Origin of the sequence: Bradyrhizobium australafricanum (assembly GCF_020329495.1) — a bacterium.
GTDB lineage: Bacteria > Pseudomonadota > Alphaproteobacteria > Rhizobiales > Xanthobacteraceae > Bradyrhizobium > Bradyrhizobium australafricanum.
Genome location: NZ_JAGKJL010000036.1, coordinates 16,682 through 28,169 on the forward strand (window position 1 = coordinate 16,682; position 11,488 = coordinate 28,169).

10 protein-coding genes are annotated in these 11,488 nt (G+C 64.6%); 4 read left to right on the forward strand and 6 right to left on the reverse strand.

Annotated features, from left to right (window positions below; translation table 11 throughout):
• Positions 1 to 36: 36 nt before the first annotated feature.
• The 4 genes from J6525_RS27920 to J6525_RS27935 form a co-directional block, all read right to left on the reverse strand.
• The gene (locus J6525_RS27920) at positions 37 to 1,347 is read right to left on the reverse strand and encodes an ABC transporter substrate-binding protein (protein ID WP_057016785.1); all 1,311 of its coding nucleotides are present in this window, start codon (positions 1,345 to 1,347) and stop codon (positions 37 to 39) included.
• A gap of 330 nt (positions 1,348 to 1,677) precedes the next feature.
• Complete coding sequence (locus J6525_RS27925) at positions 1,678 to 3,234, reverse strand: MDR family MFS transporter (protein ID WP_225647064.1); 1,557 nt, start codon at positions 3,232 to 3,234, stop codon at positions 1,678 to 1,680.
• 201 nt (positions 3,235 to 3,435) lie between these two features.
• Positions 3,436 to 4,611: an HlyD family secretion protein gene (locus J6525_RS27930; RefSeq protein ID WP_225647065.1), complete on the reverse strand. Its 1,176-nt coding sequence runs from the start codon at positions 4,609 to 4,611 to the stop codon at positions 3,436 to 3,438.
• Entirely contained in the window at positions 4,604 to 5,083 is a 480-nt protein-coding gene (locus J6525_RS27935) for a MarR family winged helix-turn-helix transcriptional regulator (protein WP_225647066.1), read from the reverse strand. Before J6525_RS27935 ends, J6525_RS27930 begins: the two co-directional genes overlap by 8 nt.
• A 167-nt stretch (positions 5,084 to 5,250) precedes the next feature.
• On the opposite strand from J6525_RS27935, the gene J6525_RS27940 reads away from it, so the two are divergent.
• On the forward strand, positions 5,251 to 5,739 hold the full coding sequence (locus J6525_RS27940; RefSeq protein ID WP_026191999.1) for a Fur family transcriptional regulator: 489 nt from the start codon (positions 5,251 to 5,253) through the stop codon (positions 5,737 to 5,739).
• 231 nt (positions 5,740 to 5,970) lie between these two features.
• Positions 5,971 to 6,927, forward strand: coding sequence for a DMT family transporter (locus J6525_RS27945; protein ID WP_176937302.1), 957 nt, complete (start codon positions 5,971 to 5,973; stop codon positions 6,925 to 6,927).
• A gap of 187 nt (positions 6,928 to 7,114) precedes the next feature.
• On the opposite strand, the gene J6525_RS27950 is transcribed toward J6525_RS27945, so the two are convergent.
• Positions 7,115 to 8,374 carry a DUF805 domain-containing protein gene (locus J6525_RS27950; protein ID WP_225647067.1) on the reverse strand — a complete coding sequence of 420 codons (1,260 nt, stop codon included), beginning with the start codon at positions 8,372 to 8,374 and terminating at the stop codon, positions 7,115 to 7,117.
• Between the two features lie 164 nt (positions 8,375 to 8,538).
• Between J6525_RS27950 and J6525_RS27955 the strand changes: the two genes are divergently transcribed.
• A complete protein-coding gene (locus J6525_RS27955; RefSeq protein WP_038387623.1) occupies positions 8,539 to 8,727 on the forward strand; it encodes a hypothetical protein in 189 nt (62 codons plus the stop codon).
• A gap of 218 nt (positions 8,728 to 8,945) precedes the next feature.
• Here J6525_RS27955 and J6525_RS27960 read toward each other — a convergent pair whose 3' ends face one another.
• Positions 8,946 to 9,821 carry a sulfurtransferase gene (locus J6525_RS27960; RefSeq protein WP_225647068.1) on the reverse strand — a complete coding sequence of 292 codons (876 nt, stop codon included), beginning with the start codon at positions 9,819 to 9,821 and terminating at the stop codon, positions 8,946 to 8,948.
• Between the two features lie 259 nt (positions 9,822 to 10,080).
• Here J6525_RS27960 and ispG point away from each other — a divergent pair, with 259 nt between their 5' ends.
• On the forward strand, positions 10,081 to 11,370 hold the full coding sequence (gene ispG, locus J6525_RS27965) for a flavodoxin-dependent (E)-4-hydroxy-3-methylbut-2-enyl-diphosphate synthase (RefSeq protein WP_028338143.1): 1,290 nt from the start codon (positions 10,081 to 10,083) through the stop codon (positions 11,368 to 11,370).
• Positions 11,371 to 11,488: the final 118 nt, after the last annotated feature.

Sequence of the window (11,488 nt, forward strand, 5' to 3'; positions counted from 1 at the left end):
TAATTCTCCGGCGAGCCGCACAGCAAACGATCGTCCCTACGCCGCGTACACCGATCCCTTCGGCAGCGGGAACACCGGATCCTGCGTCCGGATATTGGTCGGCCACACCACGGTGATACGCTCGCCGGCGTTCTGCATCACGACCGGCGTCGAGCGCTCGTTCTGGCCGGACAGCGGCGTGCCCGGCGGATAGAACTTCACGCCATAGCCCTGGATGGTGCCGCCTGCGGGGATGTCGACGTCGAGCGCCGCCTTGCGGATCGCCTCGGGATCGAAGCCGCCATATTTCTCCTTGGCGACCGGCAGCACATTGTTGAGCAGGATCCAGGTCTGGTTGAAGCCCATCGAGCAGTGCGGCGGCACTTCGGTCGCATTGGTCTTCTCGCGGTAGCGCGCGACCATGGTCTTGGTGAGATCGCCGATTCCCGGCGCGAGCTTGGCGGGATCGAGCAGCTGCGCCGGCACCGGATCGATGTTGCAGAAATTGTCGATGTCGGCGCCGAAGGTCGCGCGCAGCTTGTCGAGCTGGCTGTAGCCGGCGCCGGCGCCGAACAGCATCTTGAACTTCAGCCCGCTCTCGCGTGCCTGGCGCAGGAACAGCGTGATGTCGGGATTGTAGCCGGCATGCGAGATCACGTCGGCCTTGGCGCGCTTCAGCTTGGTGACCAGCACCGAGAGATCGGGCGCGGAGGCGGAATAGCCTTCCTTGAGCGCGACCTGCAGCCCGACCTCCTTGGCGAAGGCTTCGTCGGCGGCGGCGACGCCGACGCCATAGGGCCCGTCTTCATGGATCAGCGCCACCTTGACGTCCTTCGGCTCCATGCCGAGCTTGGCCTTGGCGTGCTCGTTGATGAAGCTCGCGAACGCCTGGCCGTACTGGTCGGAATGGATCTGCGCGCGGAACACGTATTGCAGGTTCTTGTCCTTGAACACGGCGGTCGAGACCGCGGTGGTGATCCACAGGATCCGCTTCTGCTGCTCGACCTTGGCGGCGAGCGGCACTGCGTGCGAGCTCGCGAACACGCCGTTGAGGATGTCGACCTTCTCCTGGTCGATCAGGCGATTGGCCTCGTTGATCGCGACATCAGGCTTGCTCTGGGAATCGACGTTGACCGGCGCGATCTTGTACTTGCCACCGATGCCGCCCTTCTCGTTGACGAGGTCGATCGCGATCTGGGTGCCGATCGAGGAGGCCACCGAGCCGCCGGCGGCGAACGGGCCGGTCAGGTCGTAGATCACGCCGATCCGGACCGTTTCGGCCTGCGCCTGCGCCCGTGTCCAATCCAAGCTGAAAGCAGCTGCGGCAGCCGCTGAAGTCTTCAGCAGCGTCCTGCGTGAAGTCGGCATCGCGTCCTCCCCTGAAACCGTCAGTTGTATGACGGGTCTGCTTGTTTTCGCGGAGTATTGGGAGGCGAGGTCGGAAAGTCAACGCGGCTTGCGGCTGCGGCGTCTTGCGCTTTAGGAGGGAGTGTCATCTCTATCACCGTCACCCTGAGGAGGCCGCTAAGCGGCCGTCTCGAAGGGCGACGGCCCAACTGGGGCCGTGCATCCTTCGAGGCTCGCCCAGCGGCGCAATGGCGCCGCAAGGCTCGCACCTCCAGCGACAGAGGCGAAGCCTTTGCGCGGGGATGACGGGTCGAAAAGTCCGGTACGAGCGCTGGAATGACGGAGGAGAATCTACTCCATCACCGCGGCATGATCAGACGACGCGGACTGCGCGCGCAGCGTGGCCTTGGTCGAGCCGATCATCAGCGTGAGCGGGATCGAGACCAGGATGAACAGCATCACCAGCTGGTAGTCGTGCGAGAACGCGATGATCTGCGACTGCGCCGCCACCATCTTGTCGGCCATCGCGCGGCCGGCATCGGTGTTGAGGTTGATCATGCCCGATACGTCGGGCATCTGCAGCGCGTGGTTGAACGGATTGATCTGCTCCGACAGCTTTGCGTAGATCCGCCGTCCGCCTTCCGTCAGCTGCGCGATCACGATCGAGATGCCGACCGAGCTTGCGACGTTGCGCAGCAGCGTCAGCATCGAGGTGCCGTCGGTGCGCAGATGGTTGGGCAGCGACATGAACGCCACCGTCGACAGCGGCACGAACACGAGGCCGAAGCCAAAGCCCTGGACCACGCTGACGACGATGATCTCGTTGGCCTGCGTCATGTCGGTCCAGCCGGTCATCTGGAACAGCGAGGCCGCGGTCAGCGCCAGGCCGGAGATGATCAGCGTGCGCGCCTCGATATAGCGCATCATGCGGCCGACCAGCATCATCGCGACGAAGGTGCCGGCGCCGCGGGTCGCCAACAACAGGCCCGCGGTGATGATCGGGTAGCCGACCACGTTCTGCAGATAGGGCGAGGACAGAGCCATGGTCGAATACAGCACGAGGCCCATGACAGTCATAAACACGCAGCCGCCGAGGAAGTTCTTGTCCTTGAACAGTGCGAACTGAATGAAGGGCCGGCTGGTCGTCAGCGAATGGGCGAAGAAATAGTAGAAGCCGACCGCGGAGACGATGAATTCGATCATGATTTCGTTGGATTCCAGCCAGCCGAGCTGCTCGCCGCGGTCGAGCGCGAGCTGCAGCGAACCGATCGCGACCGCGAGCGCGCCGAACCCGAACCAGTCGAAGCGCAGATTGAGGTCCTGCTTGGTCTCGTCCATGAAGACGGCAAGGCCGAGCACGGTGATGGCGCCGAACGGCAGGTTGACGAAGAACACCCAGTGCCAGGAATAGGTCTCGGTCAGCCAGGCGCCGAGGGAGGGCCCCATGATCGGGCCCATCATCACGCCCATGCCCCAGATCGACATCGCTTTCGCGCGCTCATGCAGCGCGTAAGAGTCGAGCATCACGGCCTGCGACAGCGGCACCAGCGCCGCGCCGAACACGCCCTGCAGCAGGCGGAACAGCACCATCTGGTTGATGTCCTGCGCCAGGCCGCAGAACACCGAGGCGACGGTGAAGCCGGCCGAGCAGATGATGAAGATGCGCTTGCGGCCATAGCGGTTGGCGATCCAGCCCACCGGCGCGGTCATGATCGCGGCCGCGACGATGTAGGAGGTCAGCACCCAGTTGATCTGGTCCTGCGAGGCCGACAGCGAGCCCTGCATATAGGGCAGCGCGACGTTGGCGATCGTGGTGTCGAGCGCCTGCATGATCGTCGCGGTCATCGCGCAGATCGTCACCATGTTCCGGCGCATGCCGGGCACGGCGGATGGTGACGGTGCATTCATTCAGGTCGGTCCTGTTCGCAAGCGGCGTAGACCACCTCTCCCCGATGGGGAGAGGTCGCGCTGAAGGCGCGGGTGAGGGGGATCTGGTCCCATGAGAGAGATGAACCCCTCACCCGGATTGCATCTTGCGATGCAATCCGACCTCTCCCACAAGGGGAGAGGTGAGCGAGCACGTGGGTTCGATCACTTCTCATTCATCCATTACTCTTGGTGGTCCGGGTGCGCCGAGGCCGGCGCCAGCCCGAGCAGGCCGGCCAGCGTACGGCGGTGGTTGGTGTCGATCGTCGCGTAGACGCTCATGCCAGCTTTCAGCTTCTTCACGAACGGATCGTTCTCGTCGAAATAGATCCGCACCGGCACGCGCTGCACCACCTTGACGAAATTGCCGGTCGCGTTCTGCGGCGGCAGGATCGCGAACTGCGCGCCGGTGCCGGGCGACAGCGAGCCGACCTTGCCCTTGAACCGATGGTTCGGGAACGCGTCGACGTCGAGCTCAACCGGCTGGCCGACCGCGACATAGGTGAAGTCGCTTTCCTTCGGATTGGCGTCGACCCAGGGATGGTCGACATCGATGATCGAGAACACCGGCGAGCCGGCGGCGACGAAGCGGCCGAGCTGGATCTGGTCGACCTGGGTCGCGACGCCATCCATCGGCGCGCGCAGCACGGTGTGGTCGAGATTGCGCTGGGCGTCGTCGAGCTTGGCCTTGGCCTGGGCGTAGGGCGGGAACTGCTCGATCGGCAGGTCGATATCGCCGAGCAGCTGCGTCTTGTCCTTGGAGATCTGCTGCCTGATGTATTGCGCGAGACTCTCGGCCGTCACTTGAGCATTCGCCGCGTTGTCGAGGTCGAGCTGCGAGCCGAAATTCTGCTTGGCCAGGGTCGACTTGCGATCGACGTCGCGCTTCTTCAATTCGATGCTCTGCTGGGCGAATTCCAGCATCCTGCCGTTGATCTTGATGTTGTCGACCAGGTTGTCATAGGTGGTCCTGGTCTGGTCTAGCGCGGCCTTGGCCTGCGCCACCGCGAGACGGAACGGCACCGGGTCGATCTCGAACAGCTCGTCGCCCTTCTTGACGTGCTGGCCTTCCTTCACGACGATCTTGTCGATCTTGCCGGAGATTTCCGGCGTGATCAGCACCTTCTGCGCCCCGACATAGGCGTCGTCGGTACCGACATAGCGGCCGCCATTGAGATAGAACACGATGCCGCCGATCGCGGCGACGGTCGGCAGCACGACCAGCAGCAGCGTGCGGCGATAGCGCCGCAGGCCCGCCATCAGGCGACGGCGCGGCGCGCGGCTGGCCTTGCCCAACGGCGCAGGCTCGCCCGGATTGCTCTTCTGCTCGGGGGCCAGTTTGAGGACGGGTTCAGCCATAGCGCTGTTCCTTTCGGGAGGGTTCGCCGGCTGGGGTCTGGACGGCATTGCGAACGTTTTCCTTGATCGATTCCAATTGGGTGAGCAGGCGATGCGCGTCAGTCGGGCTGATGCCCTCGAGCGCGGTCGCGGTGAGTTCGGAGCGGAGGCCGGCGAGCTTGCCGAGCAGCGGGCGGGCGGCCTTCTTCAGATAGAGGCGGTTCACGCGGCGATCGTTCTCGTCGCTGCGGCGTTCGATCCAGCCATTGTCGCAGAGCTTGTCGATCAGCCGCGTCAGCGTGATCGGCTGCACCTCGAGCAGCTCGGCGAGCTCGGTCTGTTTCAACCCTTCCTGGCGTTCCACCTTGGACAGCACGGCCCATTGCGCGCGGGTGATGCCGTAGCGTGCGGCCTCCTTGTCCGCATAGACGCGGATCAGCCGGAACACTTCGCCCAGCATAAACAAGAAATCGGTGTCCACGGAACCGCGCATCGATCCTGCCTCCATAAGCTTAGGATATAATAAGCTTGCTTATGATTTCTGCATGCCGGGTTAACGCGAGGCTGCCCCGCATTGCGGGCATGGCTGCAACGCGGCGGCGGACCGGGGTTTGGAGCCGGGCTTTGGGAACGGGCGCGCAAATGCTACATATCGAGGCAATGAGCCTGGCCAAGCCGACATTTCCTGCCCCCGACCACGATCACGGCCGCTGCGCCGCGGACGCGATGGCGCATGCCGAGCAGGTTTGTGCGCGCCGCGGCCAGAAATTCACCCCGATCCGCCGTCAGGTGCTGCAGGCGCTGCTGTCGAGCCATCGCCCGCTCGGCGCCTATGAGGTGATCGACGAGCTGGCCAAGACGATGCCGCGGCCGGCACCGATTACCGTCTACCGCGCGCTCGACTTCCTGATGGAGAACGGCCTCGTGCACCGCATCGAGAGCCGCAACGCCTTCCTCGCCTGCGCGCATGACCATGACGAGACCTCGATGGTGGCGTTCCTGATCTGCGACCATTGCGGCTCGGTCGGCGAGATCCCGGCCGCCCCGGTCGCGCAAAGCCTGACCGCGGCGGCGCGGGCCTCGGGGTTCATCCCGAAACTCTCCGTCGTCGAGATCGCCGGCACCTGCGCGCATTGCCAGAAGACGTGATGGCGCGATGGTTTCAGCTAACTCGCACTGCTTTCGAGCTACCTCGCCCCGCTTGCGGGGAGAGGTCGAAATTCGGGGTAGCGAATTTCGGGTGAGGGGGACTCTCCGCACGCTCGCCTCTATCGAATTTGCGGCGACGGCCCCTCACCCCAACCCTCTCCCCGCAAGAGCGGGGCGAGGGAGCCCAACCGGCAATTAACAACACGGCACCAAGCCGGCCCACGAGGAAACATGTCGACCCAAGCGATCTCCGCCAGCGTCACGAGGCCCGTCAGCGTCGGGCATGGGCTGCCGCCCGGCGCCATCGCCGTGATGCTGATGCTGTGCGTGAGCTGGGGCTTCAACCAGCTTGCGGTGAAACTCGCGCTGCCCGACGTGCCGCCGATGTTGCAGGCGATGATCCGCTCCGCCGGCGCGCTGCCGGTGATGCTGATCGTCGGCCACCTGCGCGGCGTCAAATTCTTCGAGCGCGACGGCACCCTCGTCCCCGGCATCATCGCCGGGCTGATGTTCGGCTGCGAGTTCGTGCTGATCTTCACTGGCCTCGTCTTCACCTCGGCCTCGCGCGCCTCGGTGTTCCTCTACACCGCGCCGTTCTTCGTTGCGCTCGGCTCGCACCAGTTCCTCGGCGAGCGTCTCTCGACCGTGCAGTGGAGCGGGCTTGCGCTGAGCTTTGCCGGCGTCGCGCTCGCGATCGGCGTGCCGCAGCCGAACGTCGACGCCAAGGTGCTGCTCGGCGACCTCATGGTGGTCGGCGGCGGCGCGCTGTGGGCGGCGACCACGCTGGTCGCCAAGGGCACACAGCTGCGCAAGGCGGCGCCGGAAAAGGCGCTCGGCTACCAGGTCGCGATCTCGATTCCGATCCTCGGCCTCGCCGCCTGGATCGCGGGCGAGCGCATCGAGCATGTGCCGAGCGCGCTGTCGATCTCGCTGCTCGCCTATCAGGCGGTCTGGGTGGTCGGCTGCACGTTCGTCATCTGGTTTGCGATGGTGAAGAGCTACTCCGCGAGCAAGCTGTCGGCCTTCACCTTCGTTACGCCGCTGTTCGGCGTCGTCGCGGCCTATTTCATCATGCACGACACGCTGACGGCGGTGTTCGGCGTCGCCGCGCTGCTGGTGATCGCCGGGCTCTATCTCGTCAACAAGCCCGACCCGAAGGTGACGCCGGATCCCAACGTGCCGGCGTGAGGTTATCCTGGGTGCCGTGCGCTCAACTCTCTCCCCGTCATGCTGAGGAGCGCGGAACGCGCGTCTCGAAGCACGACGGCCCAGCCGGCAGCCGGGCCGTTCATCCTTCGAGGCTCGCAAGAGCTCGCGCCTCAGGATGACGAGCAAAGAGGAGCGGAATGCCGCAGACAACCGGAGCGCAGTCCCGTTACATCATCCGCTCATGCATCTCGAAATCGACGTAGACCGGCGGAAGATGCAGCCCGCGGCCGGCAAGCATTTTTGCGCTCCCGGCTCCGAGTTCGGTGACCTCGAGTGAGATGCCGAGCCCGTCCCGGTAGAGGATCGGCTGATAGCCCTTGATGATTCTCTGGCCGAACGCGGGATAGGGCGGCGCGCCATCGGAGAACGCGTGGCGAAATGCCTGGTAGAGCGTCGACGATCGCAGGGTCTCCATCGCGGCGCGCCCATGCCCTTCGGTAAGGCAGATGCGGATTCGGAAATAGGTGTTGTAGCTTTGATGCAGCTTCTCGATCGCGATGAATCCGGCTGCGCCCGCTCCGTCGAGCGCGTAATAGGCGGTCGTCCGATCCTGTTCCGGCGTCGCCGTCTCGGCCGCCTGCAACTGCTCTTTCTCCTTGTGCAGCAGGCCGGCAATGTCGATCTGTCCCGCGTCCTTGCGCAGTTCAACTGCGCAATTGCGCACGATGCTGGTGCTTGCGCGATGGTTCAGGTCGATCTCCGCGCCGCCGTCCGGTAGGGCGTGCCAGCCGGCGGCCTCAAGTCGCGCCCCTGATCCGGAAAACAGCGCGTTGAATGGCGGTGAGGTGATGCCGTGTCCGTAACGCGCGCAGAGATCGACGACGATCCCGCACGCGGCGGTGACGCCGGGGTCGGTTTTGTCGGCGACGGCCGACGTCCCGCCATCCGCCGGGATCGCGAATACGGCCATGACGGCTTTGGAAAAACCGGAGACCTTGCGTTCCGCCTCTTGCCTGGCGAGCACGGCCGGATTTGCTTCCGATGAATCGACGCCGGACCTCGCCCGTACCGTCGAAGCGGTCTGCAGGCTTCGGCGGCCGAGTGCGGCGAGGAAGCAGAAGGCAGAGAAAGCAAAGGCGCAGGTCGCCGGGATCGCGGCGATCAATCCATACGGCACGTGCACGCCAAACCATGCCTCGATGCGATCCTGGACAGCGGAAAAGAAGTAGAAGATGACAAACGGCGCAACGGCGAAGAACACCGCAAGGCCGGTGGTCAGGCCACTGTCGTGGAAGCGCCGGGCCGTCACGGCAAACAGCGGCAGCGCTATTGCGACGGCGGCGTAGACCGTCGTGTCGAGCTGATGGGCTGCGAGCAGGAGCAGCAGACAAAAGCCGAAGAACCACCAGAACTCGGCGCGCGAAGCCCGTCCGGTGAAATCAGCGAACTTCCTGAAACAGGTGGCGATCGACGCGGTGGGATGCACGACCATCTCCGGCAGACGGCAGCACTCTAGCGGCGAAGATTTACGTTTCCCTATTGCTGAGCGGACAATTGTGGCCTTCAGGCGCAATTGCGGACGGTATCGATTTACGTCAACATCGCCTCCACGAAGGCTCCCATGCGAGGGATGCCGTTGGAGGCGCGCCGATGCCAATCGATGCCACCGATGCAATTGAAGCCGGTATTCGCTCCGCGTTCACCGCATACTCCAAGGAGGATGATCCGGACTGGCGGAGCGCGTGCTGGATCAAGCCGGATGAGTGCTCCCACCTCGCACGGAGCATCTTGAAGGAATTGGCGGCCCGAGGCCTTGAGATCGTCAAGAAGCCGGCTTGATCGCCTCAAGACTCCGACGATTCGTGTCGCGAGAATGCGGATGTATGCCTCATCGGCGCGCCAAACATTCAGCGTCGTCCTGGCGAAGGCCAGGACCCATCACCCCAACTGTCGGTTGTCGCGCGGCGCTGGGGGCCGCTTTCCCGTTCACAAGCAAATTCGGTGGTTATGGGTCCTGGCCTTCGCCAGGACGACGGAGGAGACATCGCGCTTCCCCACTACCCCCTCTCGATTGGCAGGGACTCATCCTTCGCCCATTCGCCCATCGAGCCGTCATAGAGCGTGAGATTGTCGTAGCCGAGCCGATGCAGCTGGAACAGGTCGATGGTCGCGGAGATGCCGCCGCCGCAATAGGCGACGACGCGCTTGTCCCTGGTGATGCCTTGCGCGGCGAAGATTGCTTCGGCCTCCTCAAGCGGCACGAACGTCTTGGCCTTGGGATCGATCAAGGTCGCCGCCGGCACGCTGACGCTGCCGGGGATGCGGCCGGGCCGGCCGTAACGGCTCGGCTCCAGTCCCTTGTAGAATTGCGGGCCGAGCGCGTTGACGATGACGGTGTCGCCCTCCGTGGTCGCGGCGAGCACGTCATGCTTGTCGACGAACATGCCGTCCTTCGGCCGCGCCGGAAACGTCGCCGGCGGATAGCCGCCGGCAAGTCCGGTCTCGATGTCGCGTCCTTCGGCGGTCCATTTGTCGATGCCGCCGTCGAGCACGGCGGCACCCTCGAAGCCGAGCGAGCGCAGCATCCACCAGAACCGCGTCGCCCACATTGCGGTGCCGATCGAATAGAGCACGACGCGGCTGCCCGCCGAGATGCCGTGGCGGCCGAACGCGGCTTCGAGCTGCGCTGTCGGCGGCATCATGAAACGCAGATGGGTATTGGCCTCGGAGAATTCGGCCTGCAAATCCAGGAAATTCGCGCCCGGGATGTGGCCGGCCTCGAACGTCTGGCGGCCCGAGACGACAATATAGGGAACGTTGCTGCCGGCGGGGGCCGGCTCCAGATAGGTCGTGCAGTCGAACAGGCGAAGGTCCGGCCGGGTCAGGATCTCGGCAAGTTCCGCCGTGGTGATCAGCTCGCTGTTGCCGGCCATTTTGCGTCCTCCCGGTGTGTGTTTAACGGGATGCTAAGATGCGCCAGATCACATGAAAAGCTGTCACTTTGCCCTTTGATTCACCCCAATCCGGTCCAATATAGCGGGGCATGCAGGACGCCGCTGCATGGCTTGCGTTTGGCCTCAATCGGCGCCATAAGCTATTGAATTCACTCCGAAACACGATCGTTTGGCCCGCCGCGCGCGAGGCCCATCGCCCCCTTGGTGAATGTCACCAAAACCTGATATTCGAGACGCCATGAACAAGCCCGAGATTTTGCCGCAAGATGACGTCGCCGGCCCCGCGCCGCGGCACCAAACCACGCAGGTCATGGTCGGCAACGTCGCCGTCGGCGGCGGCGCGCCGATCGTCGTGCAGTCGATGACCAACACCGACACCGCCGATGTCGACGGCACCATCGCCCAGGTTGCCGCGCTGTCCCGCGCCGGCTCCGAGATGGTCCGCATCACCGTCGACCGCGAGGAAGCCGCCGCTGCCGTGCCGCACATCCGTGACGGCCTGCGCAAGCGCGGCATCACCACGCCCCTGATCGGCGACTTCCACTATATCGGCCACAAGCTGCTCGCCGAATATCCGGCCTGCGCCGAGGCGCTCGACAAGTACCGCATCAATCCCGGCAATGTCGGCTTCAAGAACAAGCGCGACACCCAGTTCGCCGACATCATCGAGATCGCCAACAAGAACAACAAGCCGGTGCGCATCGGCGCCAATTGGGGCTCGCTCGACCAGGAGCTGCTCACCAAGCTGATGGACGAGAACACGGCGTCCGCGAATCCGCGCGATGCCCGCGCGGTGACCCGCGAGGCGATGGTGCAGTCGGCGCTGCTGTCGGCGGCGCGCGCGCAAGAGCTCGGCATGCCGAAGAACCGGATCATCCTGTCGGCCAAGGTCTCCGCCGTGCAGGATCTGATCGCGGTCTATCAGGAAGTCGTGCGCCGCTCGGATTATGCGATCCATCTCGGCCTCACTGAGGCCGGCATGGGCTCGAAGGGCATCGTCGCCTCCTCGGCTGCGCTCGGCATCCTGCTGCAGCAGGGCATCGGCGACACCATCCGCATCTCGCTGACGCCGGAGCCCGGCGGCGACCGCACGCTGGAAGTGCAGGTCGCGCAGGAATTGCTGCAGACCATGGGCTTCCGTACCTTCGTGCCGCTGGTTGCGGCCTGCCCGGGCTGCGGCCGCACGACCTCGACCACGTTCCAGGAGCTGGCGCGCTCGATCCAGGATTTCATCCGCGACGAGATGCCGGCCTGGAAGACCAAGTATCCGGGTGTCGAGCAGCTCAACGTCGCTGTGATGGGCTGTATCGTCAACGGCCCCGGCGAATCCAAGCACGCCAATATCGGCATCTCGCTGCCCGGCACCGGCGAAGCGCCGGCCGCGCCTGTCTTCGTCGACGGCAAGAAGTTCCGTACCCTGCGCGGTCCGGGTATCGCCGCTGACTTCAAGGCACTGGTGATCGACTATATCGACCAGCGCTACGGCAACGGCGCCAAGCTCCCGGAGCAGGCCGGCGCCGCGGAGTAGTTTCACTCCGCGCAACACATTCCGCCGTCGTCCCGGCCTAGTGCGCAATTGCGCACGGGAGCCGGGACCCATAACCACCGGCGGTAATTGTGATGCGAGACGTGGGTTACCAGCCTTC